The organism is Bacillus mobilis (genome assembly GCF_001884045.1).
Lineage (GTDB): Bacteria > Bacillota > Bacilli > Bacillales > Bacillaceae_G > Bacillus_A > Bacillus_A mobilis.
Genome location: NZ_MACF01000143.1, coordinates 1 through 20,221 on the forward strand (window position 1 = coordinate 1; position 20,221 = coordinate 20,221).

Sequence of the window (20,221 nt, forward strand, 5' to 3'; positions counted from 1 at the left end):
AAAGAGCAAGTATTACAAGTAACAAAAGGTGACTTCGTAGGATCGGCAAGTGGAGCAGTAGTATTAACGGCATTAATCGTATTTCTATCAAGTGTATTAGTATAATAGAAGTTTTAAATTATACAAAATGAAAGGAGAATGAGGAATATGAACAGTGAACAAGTGTTACAAGTAACAAAAACAGATTTATTAGGATCATTAGGTGGAGCGGTGGTATTAACATCATTTATTCTATTCCTTGCAAATATATTAGTATGAGATATATAAATACAATCATTCAAAAAAAATAAAGACTCTAGCATATTAGTAAGTAGTTAATATGTTGGGGTCTTTTTTGTTTTCCTCTCATATATACCTTCAAGTATTAATATTCCCTCCTTTATGTAAAGAGAAAAAAGTCGAATTTTATATGTAAGAAAAAAAGAGGAATTTGACAGAAAAGATAGAAAATTTTAAAGGTCAGAATTTGTTAGCTTGCTAACTAATTCCTATTAATTGATGTTGGAAGCGTTTTCGGTTGGTTTTAAGTATGGACCATTTAATCTATTTACAGGGGGATGAGGATTTTATGAAACAAAAATCTATGGATACGCTAGCTGCACAAATGGAGGACTTTTTTCCGGTACGTGATGTAGATCATTTGGAATTTTACGTAGGAAATGCAAAGCAATCAAGTTATTACCTTGCGAGAGCATTTGGATTCAAAATTGTGGCTTACTCTGGATTAGAAACTGGTAACCGTGAAAAGGTATCTTATGTTCTTGTGCAAAAAAATATGCGTTTTGTTGTGTCTGGAGCTTTAAGTAGCGACAATCGTATCGCAGAATTTGTAAAGACACATGGTGATGGTGTAAAAGATGTAGCTTTACTTGTTGACGATGTTGATAAGGCATACTCGGAAGCAGTGAAACGTGGTGCTGTTGCGATTGCTCCACCTGTGGAATTAACAGACGAGAACGGTACACTGAAAAAAGCAGTTATTGGTACGTATGGTGATACAATTCACACGCTTGTAGAGCGTAAAAATTATAAAGGAACATTTATGCCGGGATTCCAGCAGGTGGAGTTTAATATTCCATTTGAAGAGTCAGGTTTAATTGCTGTAGACCACGTAGTTGGTAATGTTGAAAAAATGGAAGAGTGGGTTAGTTATTACGAGAACGTTATGGGCTTTAAACAAATGATTCATTTTGATGATGACGATATTAGTACAGAGTACTCGGCGTTAATGTCAAAAGTAATGACGAATGGAAGTCGTATTAAGTTCCCTATTAACGAGCCAGCAGATGGAAAGAGAAAGTCGCAAATTCAAGAGTATTTAGAGTTCTACAATGGAGCAGGGGTACAACATCTTGCTTTACTAACAAGCGATATCGTTAAAACAGTGGAAGCGCTGCGTGCAAATGGTGTGGAGTTTTTAGATACACCTGATACTTATTATGATGAATTAAGTGCACGAGTTGGAAAAATTGATGAGGAAATTGATAGATTAAAAGAATTAAAGATTTTAGTAGATCGTGATGAGGAAGGATACTTACTACAAATCTTTACGAAACCAATTGTAGATCGTCCAACTTTATTTATTGAAATCATTCAACGTAAAGGTTCTCGCGGATTTGGAGAAGGGAACTTTAAAGCATTATTCGAATCAATTGAAAGAGAACAGGAACGTCGCGGAAACTTATAAGATTTGTATCCACCAGCAAAAGTCTTTTTGTTGGTGGAAATTTCATTTTCATAGGGAGGAATCATGATGAAATTTGTTACATTTCGTCTTCCTTCGAAAGAAATGCGAGCTGGATGGCTTGAAGGTGACAAAGTAATTGATATGAACCTTGCTAGTGATGGGAAATTACCTTCTTCTATGTTCGCCTTTTTAGAGAAAGCGGATGAGTATGTAGAAGTATTGCGTAAGATTAAGAATCCGGAAAAGGGTGTATATTCCTTAAAGGACGTACAATTAGCGGCGGCAATTCCTAATCCGAGTAGTATTCGGGATTTTTACGCGTTTGAACAGCATGTAAAAACGGCCCGTGGCCGAAGAGGGCTAGATGTTGTACCTGAATGGTACGATATCCCGGTTTTTTATTTTACGAACCATCGTGCTGTAATTGATCCGGATGATTTTGTAATTGGTCCGAAGAAATCTAGAAAACTTGATTATGAGCTAGAGATTGCTTGCGTAATTGGGAAAGAAGGAAGGAATATTTCTCGTGAGCAAGCAGAAGAATACATTTTTGGTTATTGTATTATGAATGACTGGAGTGCAAGGGACTTACAAGCAACAGAAATGAAGGTAGGACTTGGTCCAGCAAAAGGAAAAGATTTTGCAACTTCATTAGGAGCGCATCTTGTTACGAAAGAGGAACTGGATGTGTATCGTAACGGTGACCGTTATGAATTAGAAATGACTGCTCATGTAAATGGAAAGCTATTATCAAAGGGGAACTTCCAAGATATTTACTATACATTTGCTGAAATGATTGAACGTGCTTCGGAAGACGTTACGTTATATCCAGGAGATGTGATTGGTTCTGGGACAGTAGGAACAGGGTGTATTTTAGAACTGGGTACGGAAGAGTGGCTACAAGATGGAGATGTTGTAGAACTTACGATTACTGGTTTAGGTACGTTACGTAATACGGTCAAAAAAGAAATGGAAGCAGGTGATGGGCATGTTTTATCGTCACATGGGGGAGCTACCTCATAAACGACATGTACAATTCCGTAAAAAGGATGGATCGCTTTATCGTGAACAGGTAATGGGAACGAAAGGTTTTTCTGGTACGCAGTCTATTTTGTATCATCATTATATGCCAACGGAAGTATCGCATTCGGCGGTATCACATTCCTGTCAGTTGCAGTATGAAGAAGATGTAGCTCTTGCTCATCGTCATTTTCGCACGAAAGAAAATAAAAAAACTGGCGATGCAATAAGTGGAAGAAACTTCATGCTTGGGAATGAGGATTTATTAATTGGAGTAGTGACTCCAACAGAAAAAATGGACTATTTCTACCGTAATGGTGATGGCGATGAAATGTTATTTGTTCATTACGGAACAGGGAAAATTGAAACGATGTTTGGAACGATTCACTATCGAAAAGGTGATTATGTAACAATTCCAATTGGCACAATTTATCGTGTTATTCCAGATGAAGGAGAGACTAAGCTTCTTGTTGTAGAGGCAAATAGTCAAATTACAACGCCGCGTCGCTATCGTAATGAATACGGACAATTGTTAGAGCATAGTCCGTTTTGTGAGAGGGATATTCGTGGTCCTGAAAAATTAGAGACGCATGATGAAAAAGGTGAGTTTGTCGTAATGACAAAGTCGCGAGGGTATATGCATAAGCATGTTTTAGGGCACCATCCGTTAGATGTTGTTGGATGGGATGGCTATTTATATCCGTGGGTCTTTAATGTAGAGGACTTTGAACCAATCACAGGTCGTATTCATCAGCCACCTCCAGTACATCAAACGTTCGAAGGTCACAATTTTGTTATTTGCTCTTTCGTACCGCGTTTATATGACTATCATCCAGAATCTATTCCGGCACCATATTATCATAGTAACGTGAATAGTGATGAAGTACTGTACTATGTAGAAGGAAACTTTATGAGCCGGAAAGGTGTGGAAGAAGGTTCTATTACACTTCATCCGAGCGGAATTCCTCATGGGCCGCACCCTGGGAAAACAGAGGCGAGTATAGGGAAGAAAGAAACGCTTGAATTAGCTGTTATGATAGATACATTCCGTCCGCTTCGTATTGTAAAACAAGCACATGAGACGGAAGATGAAAAATATATGTATAGCTGGATTGAAGAAGGTTCACATACTGTGAAATAGGTAAAAAGAGGCATGCTCACTTAGTGGGCATGCCTCTTTTATGGAATCGACATGTATAATAATACCAAAAAAAGTTATAGAAAGATATATAGAAAGAAGGATAAGGATATTGTATGCTCTGAAAGGTTTCTACTTATTTCGACAAAAGTATTGACTGGGGAAAGTGCTATGAGTAAAATAAAAAAGCGAATTAGAAATTTTCAGAAAATTTAAAACTTGGAGGAGCATGCTATGAAGCAAATTTTTCAAAAGAAGCCTATTGCAAAGCTAATGCAAGAGAGTAAGCAAAAGACGTTAGCAAGAACATTGGGTGCATTGGATTTAACTATGCTTGGAATCGGGGCAATTGTTGGAACAGGTATTTTTGTTCTAACGGGCGTGGTGGCAGCAAAACATTCTGGACCAGCTATTATATTATCATTTGCGATAGCCGCGTTAGCCTGTGCCTTTGCTGCATTTTGTTATGCTGAATTCGCTTCTTCAGTTCCTGTCTCAGGCAGTGTGTATACGTACACATATGCGACGATGGGAGAGGTATTCGCATTTTTAATTGGATGGGACTTAATGCTTGAGTATTTACTTGCTACATCTGCTGTAGCAAACGGTTGGTCCGCTTATTTCCAATCTTTATTAAAGGGATTTGGAATCCATATTCCTACCATTCTCTCCTCGGCCCCTGGTACAGGAAAGGGTGGAATAATTGATTTGCCTGCGGTTCTAATTATTTTAGTGATGACAGTTTTTTTATCTAGAGGTGTTCGTGAAAGTGCACGAATAAATAATATTATGGTGTTTATTAAATTGGCGGTTGTTCTCATATTTATCTTTGCTGGTTTTAATTATGTAAAACCTGAAAATTGGACACCTTTTATGCCGTTTGGCTTAGATGGTGTAATGGCTGGAGCTGCTACAGTCTTTTTCGCATTCATAGGGTTTGATGCAGTTTCAACGGCAGCAGAAGAAGTGAAACGTCCACAACGTGATTTGCCAATTGGCATTATTGCATCTTTATTAATTTGTACGGTTCTTTATATTGTTGTTTCACTTATTTTGACAGGAATTGTTCCATATGGACAGTTAAATATATCAGATCCAGTTGCTTTTGCGCTTCAATTTATTGGACAAGATAGTTTAGCAGGAGTAATTTCAGTAGGAGCAATTACAGGAATTACAACAGTAATGTTAGTTATGATGTATGGGCAAGTGCGTGTTTCGTATGCAATGAGTAGAGATGGATTATTACCGAAGCGTCTTGCTAAAGTTCACCCGAAATTTAAAACACCGTTTTTAAATACGTGGACAACGGGAATTATTGCAGCACTTATTTCAGGATTAATAGATTTAAATGTGTTAGCGCATCTTGTAAATATGGGGACTTTATCAGCCTTTGCACTTGTAGCTGTTGCTGTTATTGTAATGAGAAGAACGCATCCTGAATTACCAAGAGCATTTAAGGCGCCGCTTGTACCATTTTTACCAGCGTTAACGGTGATTTTTTGTTTATACTTAATGCTTCAATTATCCGGAACGGCTTGGATTAGTTTTGGAGTATGGATGGTTATCGGTATTGCGGTTTACTTCTTATATAGCCGAAAACATAGTGCTTTAAATAGTAGTAAAGACGAAGATGATGCAGCAAATTTATAAGTAGAAAAATCCATCCTAATTCAGTTAGGGTGGATTTTTGTTCTGAAAATTTACATTCTTCTGAAATTATTATAAGATGATTGTTGGCGAACTAAAGGGGTGGAATGATGAAAAATACGTGGCGTGAGTTAAGAGAGATGGACCGTAACGTATGGATACGGTTTATTGGTGAGACGTTAAATGGAATTGCAATGATGATGTTGATGCCTTTTTTTGCATTATATTTAAAAGATAAGGTAGATTCATTATTGCAGGTTGGAGTTATTATGGCGCTTTCTCCAATTGCTGCAAGCTTTGGATCAATTATAGGGGGAAGAATTGCTGATATATATGGAAGAAAGCCAATTATGATATTTTCGATGACGAGTAATGCGGTATTAATGCTCGGTTTTTTATTTATAGAAGGATTTATTCCTTACGCAATTTTATCTGTTTTTTTAGGATTAAGTAATTCGCTATTTCATCCAGCTGCATCAGCGATGGTTGCGGATGTAACAATTCCAGAAAAAAGAACAGAAGCATATGGATTATTGCGAATGGGGCACAATATAGGTGCTGCAATTGGCCCGATAATGGGCGCTTCAGTAGTTATGTTTTCAAAGAATCTTGTGTTTATTATTGCCTCGTCTACGATGTTATTTTATGCATTACTTGTATTCATTCTTATCCAAGAGACAATGCCAAAGAACGCGAATAAAGAAGAGAATAAAGAAAAGGAATCAGGGGCGGTTTGGAAAATAGTAATGAGAGATAAGACACTAATGATTTATTTATTAGCAGGTATCATTATTTCGATGGGGTTTTCTCAAACAGAAGGCATGTTGCCACTGCACTTTGATAACGAAATGAAGGGTATCTTTGGTACTAACAATCCATACCCGTATTTAATGGCTTTAAATGGACTATTAGTTGTGTTGTTCCAGTTTCCAATTTCAAAATGGGCCACAGATAAACCTGTCGGGAAGACGATGTTATATGGTGCATGTTTGTTCGGGATTGGTTTGTTTTTTATAGGGTGGTTGCCGAAGTGGTTTGGAGAATTTAATGCAAATGCTACGATTATTTTAATAACGTTGCTGTTTGTTTATGCCATATATACATTAGGTGAGATGATTATGTCGCCTGTACAGATGACGTTTGTAGCGAATTTGGCTCCTGAGCATTTGAGAGGGACTTATATGGGAGCTGCGAGTTTGCAGTGGATTACAGGAGGTGCACTCGGTCCGCTTTTGGGAGGTTTTTTATTAGATCAATTACTTGGCCACTTGCTATTTACAATTTTAGCTGTAGGATGTGTAGTTGCAGGTATTGTATATGTTTCTTTAGATCGTCTCGTTGAACAAAGGCAAAAAGGCACACTGACCAAACAATCTTCTTAATGAGTAGATGACATACACAAAAAGGGGATTTCTACATATTCTAGGTACATAACTAGATTGAGTTGTAATTATATATATGTATGAAGAAATTTAAGGGGAAAAAGTATAGAAAACCAATAAGGGGTGTCATTTATTTATTTGTGGAAGTTACATTTTATTTCAAATAGGAACTACCTATTTTTATAAAAAGTGCTAAAATAGAAAAATGAAAACAATTGGTTAGGGTGATTTCAGTGACAAAAATTAAATTAGGTTTATTATATGGTGGAAAATCAGCTGAGCATCAAGTTTCGCTACAAACGGCTCTTGCTGCTATTAAAGCATTAAATCAAGATAAATTCGAGATTCATCCGATTTATATTACAGAACAAGGTCAATGGGTGCGCGGTGAGCGTATTGAAGGTGAAGTGACAGATGTTGAAGTTCTAAAAATGAGCGGGGCAGAAAATGCGATTTCTCCGTTATCATTAAGCACAGAAATTATTCCATCAGCAACTTCTGAAGAGAATGCTATCGACGTTATTTTCCCATTATTACATGGACCAAATGGTGAAGATGGAACGGTTCAAGGATTATTAGAATTAATGAACATTCCTTATGTAGGAAATGGTGTTCTAGCATCTGCTGCTGGTATGGATAAAGTTGTTATGAAAAACATCTTTGCAGAAGCTGGATTAAAACAAGCAAAATATGCATCATTCATTCGTAGCACATGGGAAAAAGATTGTGAAACAGCATATGAAAAAGTAGAAGAAGTTTTAGGATATCCTTGCTTCGTAAAACCAGCAAACCTTGGTTCAAGTGTTGGTATTAATAAGTGTAAAAATCGTGAAGAACTTGAGAATGCATTTGAAGAGGCGTTCCAATTTGACCGCAAAATTATTGTAGAAGAAAATATTGTTGGACGTGAAGTAGAAGTTGGTGTACTAGGTAATGATGAGCCGAAATGTTCAGTTGTAGGTGAAATCGTACCGAAAAAAGATTTCTATGATTATAAGTCGAAATACATCGATGGTGATACAGCGTTAATTATTCCAGCTGAAATGACAGAAGAAGAGTCTAACGTTATTAAGCGAGACGCGATTATTGCATTCCAATCGTTAGATGGTGCTGGCTTAACAAGAGCTGATTTCTTCTTAACGAAAGATGGAGAAGTATATATTAACGAAGTGAATACGATGCCAGGATTTACGCCGTTTAGTATGTTCCCTCTATTATGGCAACATACTGGATTACCGTATCCGGAATTAATTGAAGAGCTAATCAATTTAGCAATTGCGCGTCACGAGGAAAAACAAAAAATTAAATATACAATCTAACAAAAAAGGAGGAAGCACTATTCGCAGGAATAGTGCTTCCTCTATGTAAGGAGTGTTTTCATGATAAATCGAACGTTAAAACAAGTAGAACAGATGGTAAATGGTACGGGATTAGCAGAGCAATATGAGGGAATTACTATACAAGGAGTGTCTATTGATACGAGAAAAATTGAAAAGGGAAACTTATATGTTCCAATTCAAGGTGAACGTTTCGATGGACATGCTTTTGTAGACAAAGCTGTTGAAAATGGAGCTGTGGCGACATTATGGATGAAAGATGTAGCAAATCCACCTGAGAATCTTCCAGTTATTTTTGTAGAAGATACGCTATCGGCATTACAAATGTTAGCGAAAAATTATCGCGATCAATTGGATGTTAAGGTTATTGGTGTGACAGGTAGTAACGGTAAAACATCTACAAAAGATATTGTGACAAGTCTTCTTGCGACTAAATTCAAAGTTCAAAAAACAGAAGGAAACTTCAATAACCATATCGGGTTACCTCTTACTATTTTAAACTTAGAAGAAAATACAGAAGTAGCTGTATTAGAAATGGGTATGTCAAGCCGAGGGGAAATTGAATTCTTATCTAAGTTAGCACGTCCAAATGCAGCTATCATTACGAACATTGGTGAGGCACATTTAATGGACTTAGGCTCTCGTGAGGCGATTGCTGAAGCGAAATTAGAAATTGTGGCAGGATTACAAGAAGGTGGAGTATTCGTATATAACGGAGATGAGCCATTATTAACAAATCGTGTTCCTGAAATGAATTTAATGGCTGAAACAGTTACGTTTGGTGACGCTAGAGCAAATGATTACTATCCAACGACTGTAACATTACAGGCAACTGGGACGCACTTTAAAATGAATAGAGAAGAAAACATTTCATTCTACCTACCAGTATTAGGAAAACACAATGTGTACAATACGCTTGCTTCAATGGCGATTGCGAAACATTTCGGTGTAACGTGGGAAGAGATGAAAGAAGGTTTAGTTACACTTCAAATGACAGGCATGCGTATGGAGATTGTAAAAACAAGTAGTGGTTTAACAATTATCAATGATGCTTATAATGCAAGTCCAACGGCTATGGAAGCAGCATTCCATTTAATGAATGGTTTAGATGGATTTGCTAAAAAAATTGTTGTGCTCGGCGATATGTTAGAGCTTGGAAATCAAGAAGTACAGTTTCATTATGAAGTAGGTAAATTAATCGATCCAGCAAAAATCTCATATGTGTTCACATATGGTAAATTAGGGGCTCAAATTGCTGAAGGAGCGAAAATTAATTTCCCTACTGAGCGTGTAAAAGCGTATGATAATAAAGAAGAGCTAGTGAAAGAGTTACAAGCAGTAGTTGATGTGAAAGATGTTGTATTAATAAAAGCATCTCGCGGTATGAAATTGGAAGAAGTAATTACGATGTTGAAATAATTGGTGTATATAAATAGGGATGATAGATGCGAAAATAGAAGAAACTTATAATAAGCGCTTACAGTAAATATAAAAAAATAAAAGTGAAGAAAAAAACTCTGAATATGAAAATAAGGTAACAGTTGGGTTTGCTTTTTACACATACAAAACTTATAATTGATAAAGTGTAATAACGTTTAGAAGTATTTTCGCGAAGAATATACGCCCGTTTATATACGTGAGCATTCAGGAAAAGGGCTTTTCCGCAAATTCGGAAAACGCCTTTTTTTAAATGATAAGTATAGGATAGAAAAGGAGAAGTAACATTGACAACATTTCGAGAATTAGGATTAAGTGAGTCTTTACTGCAATCTGTTGAAAGCATGGGCTTTGAAGAGGCTACGCCGATTCAAGCTGAAACAATTCCACATGCATTGCAAGGTAAAGATATTATTGGGCAAGCACAAACAGGTACAGGGAAAACAGCAGCATTCGGATTACCACTATTAGATAAAGTGGATACAAATAAAGAAGCAGTTCAAGGTATTGTTATCGCGCCAACGCGTGAATTAGCAATTCAAGTTGGAGAAGAGCTATACAAAATTGGTAAACATAAACGCGTTCGTATTTTACCAATCTATGGTGGTCAAGATATTAACCGCCAAATTCGTGCTCTAAAAAAACACCCACACATTATTGTTGGTACGCCGGGTCGTATTTTAGATCATATTAACCGTAAAACACTTCGCTTACAAAACGTAGAGACTGTTGTTCTTGACGAAGCGGATGAAATGTTAAACATGGGCTTCATTGAAGATATTGAAGCGATTTTAACAGATGTGCCAGAAACACATCAAACATTATTATTCTCAGCGACAATGCCAGATCCAATCCGTCGTATTGCTGAGCGTTTCATGACTGAGCCTCAACACATTAAAGTAAAAGCAAAAGAAGTAACAATGCCAAACATTCAGCAGTTCTATTTAGAAGTGCAAGAAAAGAAAAAGTTTGACGTGTTAACACGCTTACTAGATATTCAATCTCCAGAGCTTGCAATCGTATTCGGTCGTACAAAGCGTCGTGTGGATGAATTATCAGAAGCGTTAAATTTACGTGGTTATGCAGCAGAAGGTATTCACGGTGACTTAACACAAGCGAAGCGTATGTCTGTATTACGTAAATTTAAAGAAGGTGCTATTGAAGTTCTTGTTGCAACAGACGTTGCTGCACGTGGTCTTGATATTTCAGGCGTAACACACGTATATAACTTCGATATCCCACAAGATCCAGAATCATACGTTCACCGTATCGGTCGTACTGGCCGTGCAGGTAAAAAAGGTATTGCAATGCTATTTGTAACACCACGTGAATCAGGACAATTAAAAAATATCGAGCGCACAACAAAACGTAAAGTTGATCGTATGGAAGCACCGACACTTGACGAGGCATTAGAAGGTCAACAACGTTTAATCGCTGAAAAACTTCAAAGCACAATTCAAAATGAGAATTTATCATACTACAAGCGTATTGCAGAAGAAATGTTAGAAGAGAACGACTCTGTAACAGTAGTAGCTGCTGCTTTAAAAATGATGACAAAAGAACCAGATACAACTCCAATCGCTTTAACATCAGAACCACCAGTTGTTTCAAGAGGTGGCGGTTCTAAAAAACGCGGCGGTAACGGAGGCGGATACCGTGATGGTAACCGTAATCGTAGTCGTGACGGACGCGGCGGTGGCGATGGTCGTAACCGTGATCGCAATCGTGATGGACGCGGTGGTGGCGATGGCCGTAACCGTGATCGCAATCGTGATGCTGGTAACCGTGATCGTAATCGTGATGGCGGTAGCCGTGGTCGTAAAGGTGAAGGTCAAGGTCGTCCTGGATCTTCAAATGGACGTGGCGAAAGAAAACATCATAGCCGTCCACAAGCTTAATACAAAAGAGAATGCCCTTTGCTGGCATTCTCTTTTTTTATTTCTGTAATTGTACATACTACATAATAACTTGTGTAGAAAAGAGGTGCTACATGCTTGTAAGACTTGGGTATGTTGCGATGAGTGTACATGTAAAGAACGCATCTCCATCTCAAACGATGACATATGCGCAGTTTCAACGAATTGATGATCGAGAGGCTGCAATTCGTAAACTCGAAAGAATTGCTAATTCAAATTTAGAAAATTGTTTACGGTTATTAAAGCATAATAAAGGACATGATATATCTTTCTTTCGGCTTAGTTCCAAGCTCGTTCCTTTAGCGAACCATGAGGAGTTGTTAGAGTGGAACTATATTCGCCCCTTAAAAGAAAATTTAAAAGTGCTAGGTGATTACGCTATTCGAATGAATATGCGTATTGATTTCCATCCAGATCATTTTGTTGTGCTGAATTCACCTGAGAAAAATATTTTTAAGCAATCTGTAAAAACATTGCAGATGCATAAAAAATTATTAAAAGGTATGGGAATTGAACATAAGCAACGATGCGTATTACATGTAGGTGGAGGTTATAACGATAAGGAGCTCGCATTAGAACGCTTTATAGAAAATTGGTCAAGTGTTCCAAGAGGTATCCAAGAGATGGTCATATTAGAAAATGATGATACGACCTTTTCTTTAGAAGAAACATTGTATTTAGGTGAAAAGTTAGATATTCCAGTCGTGTTTGATTTGCATCACCATATGATGAATCATGATCGAGAAGATTGGCATGAAGATTGGGCGCGTGTTGTACATACGTGGGAGTCGTCTTTGTTACCGGTGAAAATGCACATTTCTAGTCCTAGAGAAGGAAAAGACCCGAGAGCGCATGCGGACTTTATTGACGTAGATACTTTTTTGTCTTTTTTAAAAAAGATAAAGGGAAGTGTTCCGCAAATTGATTGTATGATTGAGGCGAAGAAGAAGGATGAGTCTTTATTTCAATTAATGAGAGATTTAAGTAAACAAACAGAGGTAGAAATTGTCGATGGTGCGAGCTTTTATATTAAATAAGCTCTGCACCATCGAATTTTTTTGTTAATAAAGGAGTGCAAATACCGCCAATGATCAATCCTGTTAAATGGCTTATAGGGTTAGCAGAGGGATTGAAGAAAGTGAATAGTAGTAATATACATATCATGATTGAAAAAATAGCAATGTCTCTTGGATTGGAAGAACGATATCGACTATACAATAGAAATAATTGCGCTCCTAGCAATCCAAAAATACCACCAGATGCTCCGGCATGAATATATTCAAGAGGCATAATAAGATAAGAAGAAATATTTCCAAGAATGCCAGAAAGGAAAAAAATAATGATGAAAGAAAAGTGCCCTAGTTGTTTTTCAATAGAAGAGCCGAGTACAAATAAACAAATACTATTAGAAAGGAAATGTTGTAAGTCTACATGTACAAGTAAGGAAGTTATGAGACGCCACCATTCTCCTTTAGCGATATATTCATTGTAGGATGACATGGGAAAGAGAAAAAAGTCGCCTAACATAATCATGACTAATTGTATGAGAAGTAAAGCGATGACGATTGGTTGTAAGGGAATGCGAGCAGAAGGTATTAGCATGTTGTTAGTATCACTCCTTTTGCATCAGAAAGATTCTCTGTTATTCTTACAATATGAAAAAAGAAAGCTAAATAGAAGAAGGGGATTTTGAAATGATTGTAGGGATTGGAATCGATATTATTGAATTGAATCGAATTGAAAAAATGCTAGATGGAAAACTTAAATTTATGGAACGTATTTTAACTGAAAGTGAACGTAATGTTGCTAAGGAACTGAAGGGAAGTCGTCTTACAGAGTTTGTTGCTGGAAGATTTGCAGCGAAAGAGGCGTATTCAAAAGCGGTAGGGACTGGTATTGGGAAAGAAGTAAGTTTTTTAGATATTGAAGTAAGAAATGATGATAGAGGTAAGCCGATTCTCGTTACAAGTACAGAGCATATTGTTCATTTATCAATTAGTCATAGTAGGGAATTTGCTGTTGCTCAAGTTGTTTTAGAAAGCTCGTCACGCTAGTCTGCATATTTTATATCTTTGTCTCATATATTTGATGTAGCGATAAGGAAGGCATATCTTCCATTCATTTATAGGGGCAAAGGGGCTGAAGTGATGAAAAGGCGTCTGTTTTTAGTTCTTGTCGGTTTATTAACCGTTTTTGTGTTGGCGGGTTGTATGGAAAAGAAACAAGATGATGTTGTGAGAGATTTAGAGGCGAAAGTAAAAGGGATGAAAAGTTATCAAGCTGAAGCAAAACTATCTATTAAAACAGGGAATGAGCCTCAGGAGTATAAGGTAGAAATATGGCATAAGGAACCTTCTTTTTATCGTGTGAATTTGCAGAATGCGAAGAAAGATCAAAGCCAAATTATTTTAAGGAATGAAGAAGGGGTATTTGTATTAACGCCAGCGCTTAATAAGAGTTTCCGTTTCCAAAGTGATTGGCCACAAAATAGTAGCCAGGCTTATTTATATGAATCCCTTGTGAGAGATATTTTGCAGGATAAGAAAAACCTTACTTTTGAAAAAACAGATAAGTATTATATTTTTAAAACGAAAACAAACTATCAACATCAAAACATGTTACCGAAACAAGAGATTACATTGAAGAAAAGTGATTTAACACCAGTTTCGGTGAAGTTAATGGATAATGATCAAAATGTTCTTGTGAAAGTAGATTTCTCAAAAGTGAAATTTGATGCGAAATTTGATAAAGGTGCATTTGATACGAAACAAAATATGTCTAGAGCGCAAGTAGATGTTCCAACAACAGCGAAAGAAGACAAACCATTTGCAATTTTGTATCCGCGTGATACGCCGCAAGGTATGGTTTTGAAAGATGAAAAAGAGTTGAAGACAGACAGTGGCAAGCGTGCGATACTCACATACACTGGAAGTAAGAAATCCTTTACTTTGATACAAGAAAAGGCAAAAGTTGCAGAGGCTTCGTCAGCGATAAGTGTGAGCGGAGAATTGGTTGATCTTGGCTTTACAATTGGGGCATTGACGAAAGATTCTTTAACGTGGTCGCATAACGGAGTAGAATATATGCTCGTGTCTAAAGGTTTAGAGCCGAAGGAGCTATTAATGGTTGCTCGTTCAGTTACAGAGAAGCAAGTGAAGTAAACTTCTTAGACGTGGTGATATATGTGCACCACGTCTTTTCTTAGTTTGAAGGGTGGATTTCATAAAAGAAGCATATAAAAGAATAAGCTTCGCATATCGTGTATAAGGAAGTGTATTTATGGAAGAAGCACCATTTTACCGTGACACTTGGGTGGAAGTGGATTTAGATGCGATCTATAACAATATTACACATATTAAAAATTTCATTCCAAGTGATGTAGAGATTTTTGCTGTAGTTAAAGCGAATGCATATGGACACGATTATGTACCGGTAGCTAAAACGGCATTAGAAGCAGGGGCGACAAGGTTAGCGGTTGCCTTTTTAGATGAAGCTTTAGTGCTTCGAAGGGCTGGTATTACCGTGCCGATTTTAGTGTTAGGTCCTTCCCCACCTCGTGATGTCAATGTAGCTGCTGAAAATGATGTAGCGTTAACTGTTTTTCAAAAAGAATGGGTGGATGAAGCGATCAAACTTTGGGATGGTTCATCTACAATGAAATACCATATTAATTTCGATAGTGGCATGGGGAGAATTGGAATACGCGAACGCAAAGAATTAAAAGGATTTTTAAAGAGTTTAGAAGGTGCACCATTTTTAGAATTAGAAGGAGTTTATACGCATTTTGCAACAGCGGATGAGGTGGAGACTTCTTACTTTGATAAGCAATATAACACATTTTTGCAGCAGTTAAGTTGGTTGAAAGAATTCGGAGTAGATCCTAAGTTTGTCCATACAGCTAATAGTGCTGCAACGCTACGTTTTCAAGGGATTACATTTAATGCAGTACGAATTGGCATTGCGATGTATGGGTTATCCCCATCTGTAGAAATACGCCCTTTTTTACCGTTTAAATTAGAGCCAGCGCTATCATTGCATACGAAAGTTGCTCATATTAAACAAGTGATTAAAGGGGATGGAATTAGTTATAACGTCACTTATCGAACGAAAACGGAAGAATGGATTGCAACCGTTGCAATTGGATATGCGGATGGATGGCTTAGAAGGTTACAAGGATTTGAAGTGCTTATAAATGGTAAAAGGGTACCGATTGTAGGTCGAGTAACAATGGATCAATTCATGATACATCTTCCTTGTGAAGTACCGCTTGGTACGAAAGTTACACTCATTGGAAGACAAGGTGATGAGTATATTAGTGCTGCTGAGGTTGCTGAATACTCCGGGACCATTAATTATGAGGTTATTGCAACGATAAGTTTCCGTGTGCCGAGAATATTTATACGGCATGGTAAGGTTGTAGAGGTAATTAATTATTTGAATAATATATAGAAGGTAGTATGTTTTGCTTCTTGTCATTTGAGAGGACTGTTCATTGGTTAAGAATAAGCTCGTTTTTGATGAGAAGCTTTGTACTTATAGTTACTTTTAACATAATTTAACGTGAATTTTGCGGAGAAACTCTTTCGCTTCTTGTTTGTAATGAGATAAAAAATAAAAGAATATGAATGTTTTGTTTGTGAATTGGAAAACATAAGCAAGGAATAAGGAAGTCTTTGCAACAGGCTCCATACAATGGTATTATTACAATAGGTGTCATATATATATTTGGGTGTGTAGTTGACGGTGGAGGTGTATTTTTGTGTCCGAATCAAGTGTAACTACTGAAATCGTGGTTCGGTTGCCAAAGCAAATGGTAACGGAATTGGACGGAATTGGAAAACAAGAGAATAAGAATCGCCATGAACTAATTTGCCAGGCAACACAACTGTTATTGCGTCAACATAAGACGAAGAAACGCTACCAACATGAATCAATGCGACGTGGGTACATTGAAATGGGAAAAATTAATCTTGGTATTGCATCTGAAGCTTTCTTAGCAGAGTATGAAGCAGCTCATACAGTAGAACGCTTAGTTAGCGGGGGGTAATATTTTGATTGTAAAACGCGGCGACGTGTATTTTGCAGACCTTTCCCCAGTTGTTGGTTCTGAGCAAGGAGGCGTTCGTCCGGTTCTTGTCATTCAAAATGACATCGGAAATCGTTTTAGTCCAACGGTGATTGTAGCGGCTATTACTGCACAGATTCAAAAAGCTAAATTACCCACTCATGTGGAAATTGATGCGAAAAAGTACGGTTTTGAGAGAGATTCTGTTATTTTACTTGAGCAGATTCGAACAATCGATAAGCAGCGCTTAACGGACAAAATCACTCACTTAGATGAAGTGATGATGATTCGTGTAGATGAAGCGCTACAAATTAGTTTAGGACTAATAGATTTTTAAATCGGCAGTTTAAGTTGCTCTCTTTACAGGGCAACTTTTTTTTATTATAGAGGAGGTTACGGTTGTATATGGAAATGGTAGATAATCGACAAGCGTTAATGAAAATGTTAGTGAAGGAATTAGGCTTTACCGAAAAGCAAGTTCGTCATGTTATTCAATTAACAGAAGAAGGTAACACAGTTCCATTTATTGCTCGTTACCGAAAAGAATGGACAGGCTCTTTAGATGAAGTGCAAATTCGTGCAATTTTAGAGAGATGGCAATATATGATGCAGCTTGAAGATAGGAAAGAAGAGGTTCTTCGTCTTATTGATGAGAAGGGGAAACTGACAGAAGAGTTACGTCAGCAAATTGTTAAGGCTGTAAAGTTGCAAGAAGTAGAAGATTTATATCGTCCATATAAAGAGAAAAGAAGAACGAAAGCAACGATTGCGAAAGAAAAAGGACTAGAGCCGTTAGCTGAATGGTTATTGTTATATAAGAAAGAAGATCCAAATCAGAAGGCAGTGGAGTTTATTAACACAGAGAAAGAAGTACAGTCTGCAGAAGAGGCATTGCAAGGTGCCCAAGACATTATTGCAGAAATCGTTTCAGATGAAGCGGCGTATCGTAGTTGGATTCGAAATGTTACTTTTAGAAAAGGTGTTATGTCTTCGTCTGTAAAAGATGAAGAGAAAGATGAAAAGAATATATATGAAATGTATTACAGTTATGAAGAACCGTTGCAGAAGGTAGTACCGCATCGTGTATTAGCGATGAATCGCGGTGAGAAAGAAGATATATTGAGAGTTTCTGTTGTTCCACCAGTAGATGAGATAGTAACTTTCTTATATAAGAAAGTAATTCGTGATAACGATTCTAAAAGTGCACATTATGTAAAGTTGGCGATTGAGGATGGTTATAAACGATTAATTCAATCCTCTATTGAAAGAGAGCTTCGAAAAGAATTAACAGAAACAGCTGAGGAACAAGCGATACATATTTTCTCTGAGAACTTACGTAATTTGTTATTACAACCTCCAATGAAAGGGAAGGTTGTGTTGGCTGTAGACCCTGCATATAGAACGGGTTGTAAATTATCTATTGTAGACGATACGGGGAAAGTTCTATATATTGATGTTATTTATCCGCATCCACCAGTGCGTAAATATGAAGATGCAAAAACGAAAGTTCTTTCTATTATAGATAAATATCAAGTTGAAGTGATTGCGATTGGGAATGGTACAGCTTCTAGAGAATCAGAAGAATTTATAGTTGATGTATTACAAAATGTGAAACAAGAAGTCTTTTATATTATTGTGAACGAGGCTGGTGCGAGTGTGTATTCGGCTTCTGATTTAGCACGTGAGGAATTTCCGGATTTACAGGTTGAAGAAAGAAGTGCGGTTTCTATCGGCAGACGTCTGCAAGATCCACTTGCTGAACTTGTAAAGATTGACCCTAAATCAGTTGGGGTTGGACAATATCAACATGATGTATCGCAAAAGAGGTTGAATGAATCATTAACGTTTGTAGTAGAGACGGCAGTTAACCAAGTCGGTGTGAATGTAAATACAGCTTCAGTTGCTTTATTACAATATGTTTCGGGTTTATCGAAAACTGTTGCGAAAAATATTGTGGCAAAGCGTGAAGAAGAAGGGAAATTTACAAAACGAACAGACTTAAAGAAAATACCGCGTCTAGGTGCGAAGACATATGAACAATGTATAGGTTTCTTACGTATATTAGAAGGAGCAAATCCGTTAGATCGAACGGGTATTCATCCAGAACAATATAAAAATGTTGAATTGTTATTGAAGAGTCTAGGGTTATCAAAAGATGATGTAGGGCAGCCACAGTTGCAAAAGAGCTTAGAAGAAGTGGAGATTTCTAAGTTATCGGAAGAAACGGGAGTCGGGGAGCCAACGTTAGTTGATATTATAGATGCACTCATTAGTCCAGAGCGAGACATGAGGGATGAGTTGCCTAAACCGCTTCTGAAAAAAGGGATTTTGAAATTAGAAGATTTAAAACGTGGTATGGAACTGGAAGGGACAGTTCGTAACGTTGTTGATTTTGGTGCTTTTGTTGATGTAGGTGTAAAACAAGATGGTTTAGTACATATTTCTAAACTAAGCAAACAGTATGTGAAGCATCCGTTAGATATTGTATCTGTCGGACAAATCGTCAAAGTATGGGTAGATGATATTGATACGAAAAAAGGTCGCGTTGCACTATCTATGTTGCCGATTGAATAGTAAGAGAAGAGAGCAGATGAAACTGCTCTTTTTTTATGGGATAAAATGTGTAATGGATTATGAGCTTTGATGTATTTTGCTATAATAAAACCAGCATTCATTTAGTAATTTAATTTGATACCGGTTTTTTTCGAAATATGCGCGTTGCATTTGTTTTTTTAGCCACGTAGGCATAGGAATCCCTCCTTGTTTAATCCTACTCTCAAAAATCTAAGGTACTATTGATGAGAGGTTGGTGAGTGGATTTCTATTTATGCTATGTTTTTAGAAACCACGCTTCTTGAATGAGGATGGGTATATGTACTATTTAATATATGTATAAGGGAGGAGAAAAGTGTAAAAATATTTTTTAGTTTAGGAGGAATGAGAGTGGATGAGCAAGAAATACAGCGTCTGGTGGAGGAAGTATCACTACAATACTTCGGAATGCCATTTTCACATAAAGCTATGTTTAATAGTAGGTTGCGTACAACTGGTGGACGTTATCTATTGAATACAAACAATATTGAACTGAATTATCGATATTACGAAATGTATGGGAAAGAAGAGTTAGTCGGAATCATTAAACATGAGCTTTGTCATTATCACTTACATATTACGGGAAGGGGCTATAAGCACCGGGATAGAGATTTTCGTGAACTGTTAAAAGAAGTTGATGCGCCACGCTTCTGTAAACGAATAATTAATGAAGAGAAAGAAAAAAAGGTTTATACGTATGAATGTATGGGCTGTTTGCTTCAATATGTAAGAAGACGTCAAATAAATACAAAAAGATATGTCTGCGGAAAGTGTAAAGGGAAACTGAAGCTGATAAAGAAAACATCTTGACAGTGAAAACGCAATCCAGTATATTATAAACATGTCACGTGTGTACAAGATGCTGTGAAAAAACATCTTGACTTACGATGAGAAATTTTATAAGATACAAATTGTCTTTATTATTCCGCAGTAGCTCAGTGGTAGAGCTATCGGCTGTTAACCGATCGGTCGTAGGTTCGAGTCCTACCTGCGGAGCCAT

The 20,221-nt window shown here is 37.1% G+C and carries 20 protein-coding genes and 1 tRNA gene; 19 read left to right on the plus strand and 2 right to left on the minus strand.

Going from position 1 to position 20,221, the window contains the following annotated elements; translation table 11 throughout:
- The 11 genes from BAQ44_RS28040 to uvsE all read left to right on the plus strand — a co-directional run.
- Nucleotides 1–105, plus strand: a 105-nt coding sequence (locus BAQ44_RS28040) for a DUF3948 family protein (RefSeq protein ID WP_000575050.1), incomplete at its 5' end; no start/stop codon positions are given.
- 42 nt (nucleotides 106–147) lie between these two features.
- Nucleotides 148–258, plus strand: coding sequence for a DUF3948 family protein (locus BAQ44_RS28045; protein ID WP_001083699.1), 111 nt, complete (start codon nucleotides 148–150; stop codon nucleotides 256–258).
- Between the two features lie 310 nt (nucleotides 259–568).
- On the plus strand, nucleotides 569–1,687 hold the full coding sequence (gene hppD, locus BAQ44_RS28050; protein ID WP_061680014.1) for a 4-hydroxyphenylpyruvate dioxygenase: 1,119 nt from the start codon (nucleotides 569–571) through the stop codon (nucleotides 1,685–1,687).
- Between the two features lie 66 nt (nucleotides 1,688–1,753).
- Nucleotides 1,754–2,710, plus strand: a complete 957-nt coding sequence (locus tag BAQ44_RS28055; protein ID WP_061680013.1) for a fumarylacetoacetate hydrolase family protein — start codon at nucleotides 1,754–1,756, stop codon at nucleotides 2,708–2,710.
- Nucleotides 2,676–3,848, plus strand: a complete 1,173-nt coding sequence (locus BAQ44_RS28060; protein WP_071724988.1) for a homogentisate 1,2-dioxygenase — start codon at nucleotides 2,676–2,678, stop codon at nucleotides 3,846–3,848. Before BAQ44_RS28055 ends, BAQ44_RS28060 begins: the two co-directional genes overlap by 35 nt.
- Before the next feature lie 231 nt (nucleotides 3,849–4,079).
- A complete protein-coding gene (bcaP, locus tag BAQ44_RS28065; protein WP_071724989.1) occupies nucleotides 4,080–5,495 on the plus strand; it encodes a branched-chain amino acid transporter BcaP in 1,416 nt (471 codons plus the stop codon).
- 107 nt (nucleotides 5,496–5,602) lie between these two features.
- Nucleotides 5,603–6,874: an MDR family MFS transporter gene (locus BAQ44_RS28070; protein ID WP_063259410.1), complete on the plus strand. Its 1,272-nt coding sequence runs from the start codon at nucleotides 5,603–5,605 to the stop codon at nucleotides 6,872–6,874.
- A 233-nt stretch (nucleotides 6,875–7,107) separates the two neighbouring features.
- Nucleotides 7,108–8,193 (plus strand): D-alanine--D-alanine ligase, encoded by a 1,086-nt coding sequence (locus tag BAQ44_RS28075; RefSeq protein ID WP_061680010.1) that lies wholly within the window; start codon nucleotides 7,108–7,110, stop codon nucleotides 8,191–8,193.
- Between the two features lie 60 nt (nucleotides 8,194–8,253).
- Nucleotides 8,254–9,630 (plus strand): UDP-N-acetylmuramoyl-tripeptide--D-alanyl-D-alanine ligase, encoded by a 1,377-nt coding sequence (gene murF / locus BAQ44_RS28080; RefSeq protein WP_071724990.1) that lies wholly within the window; start codon nucleotides 8,254–8,256, stop codon nucleotides 9,628–9,630.
- A 305-nt stretch (nucleotides 9,631–9,935) separates the two neighbouring features.
- Nucleotides 9,936–11,546: a degradosome RNA helicase CshA gene (gene cshA, locus BAQ44_RS28085; RefSeq protein WP_061680008.1), complete on the plus strand. Its 1,611-nt coding sequence runs from the start codon at nucleotides 9,936–9,938 to the stop codon at nucleotides 11,544–11,546.
- A gap of 92 nt (nucleotides 11,547–11,638) precedes the next feature.
- The gene (gene uvsE, locus BAQ44_RS28090; RefSeq protein WP_071724991.1) at nucleotides 11,639–12,601 is read left to right on the plus strand and encodes a UV DNA damage repair endonuclease UvsE; all 963 of its coding nucleotides are present in this window, start codon (nucleotides 11,639–11,641) and stop codon (nucleotides 12,599–12,601) included.
- Here uvsE and BAQ44_RS28095 read toward each other — a convergent pair.
- The gene (locus tag BAQ44_RS28095) at nucleotides 12,594–13,166 is read right to left on the minus strand and encodes a rhomboid family intramembrane serine protease (protein ID WP_061680006.1); all 573 of its coding nucleotides are present in this window, start codon (nucleotides 13,164–13,166) and stop codon (nucleotides 12,594–12,596) included. The genes uvsE and BAQ44_RS28095 overlap by 8 nt on opposite strands.
- A 92-nt stretch (nucleotides 13,167–13,258) precedes the next feature.
- Between BAQ44_RS28095 and acpS the strand changes: the two genes are divergently transcribed.
- The 6 genes from acpS to BAQ44_RS28125 all read left to right on the plus strand — a co-directional run bounded on the left by acpS (nucleotide 13,259) and on the right by BAQ44_RS28125 (nucleotide 19,203).
- A complete protein-coding gene (gene acpS, locus BAQ44_RS28100; RefSeq protein ID WP_063259414.1) occupies nucleotides 13,259–13,618 on the plus strand; it encodes a holo-ACP synthase in 360 nt (119 codons plus the stop codon).
- A gap of 156 nt (nucleotides 13,619–13,774) precedes the next feature.
- The gene (locus BAQ44_RS28105; RefSeq protein ID WP_033656280.1) at nucleotides 13,775–14,725 is read left to right on the plus strand and encodes a LolA family protein; all 951 of its coding nucleotides are present in this window, start codon (nucleotides 13,775–13,777) and stop codon (nucleotides 14,723–14,725) included.
- A gap of 118 nt (nucleotides 14,726–14,843) precedes the next feature.
- Nucleotides 14,844–16,013, plus strand: a complete 1,170-nt coding sequence (gene alr / locus BAQ44_RS28110; RefSeq protein WP_061680004.1) for an alanine racemase — start codon at nucleotides 14,844–14,846, stop codon at nucleotides 16,011–16,013.
- A gap of 310 nt (nucleotides 16,014–16,323) precedes the next feature.
- A complete protein-coding gene (locus BAQ44_RS28115) occupies nucleotides 16,324–16,611 on the plus strand; it encodes an antitoxin EndoAI (protein ID WP_000004570.1) in 288 nt (95 codons plus the stop codon).
- A gap of 4 nt (nucleotides 16,612–16,615) precedes the next feature.
- Entirely contained in the window at nucleotides 16,616–16,966 is a 351-nt protein-coding gene (ndoA, locus tag BAQ44_RS28120; protein ID WP_000635963.1) for a type II toxin-antitoxin system endoribonuclease NdoA, read from the plus strand.
- Nucleotides 16,967–17,034: 68 nt separating this feature from the next.
- On the plus strand, nucleotides 17,035–19,203 hold the full coding sequence (locus tag BAQ44_RS28125) for a Tex family protein (RefSeq protein WP_071724992.1): 2,169 nt from the start codon (nucleotides 17,035–17,037) through the stop codon (nucleotides 19,201–19,203).
- 57 nt (nucleotides 19,204–19,260) lie between these two features.
- Here BAQ44_RS28125 and cmpA read toward each other — a convergent pair whose 3' ends face one another.
- On the minus strand, nucleotides 19,261–19,377 hold the full coding sequence (cmpA, locus tag BAQ44_RS30145; protein WP_001143642.1) for a cortex morphogenetic protein CmpA: 117 nt from the start codon (nucleotides 19,375–19,377) through the stop codon (nucleotides 19,261–19,263).
- Nucleotides 19,378–19,572: 195 nt separating this feature from the next.
- Here cmpA and BAQ44_RS28130 point away from each other — a divergent pair, with 195 nt between their 5' ends.
- Nucleotides 19,573–20,031, plus strand: coding sequence for a SprT family protein (locus BAQ44_RS28130; RefSeq protein WP_061680002.1), 459 nt, complete (start codon nucleotides 19,573–19,575; stop codon nucleotides 20,029–20,031).
- Between the two features lie 114 nt (nucleotides 20,032–20,145).
- Nucleotides 20,146–20,220: transfer RNA gene (locus tag BAQ44_RS28135), tRNA-Asn, on the plus strand.
- The last annotated feature ends 1 nt before the right edge of the window (nucleotide 20,221 follow it).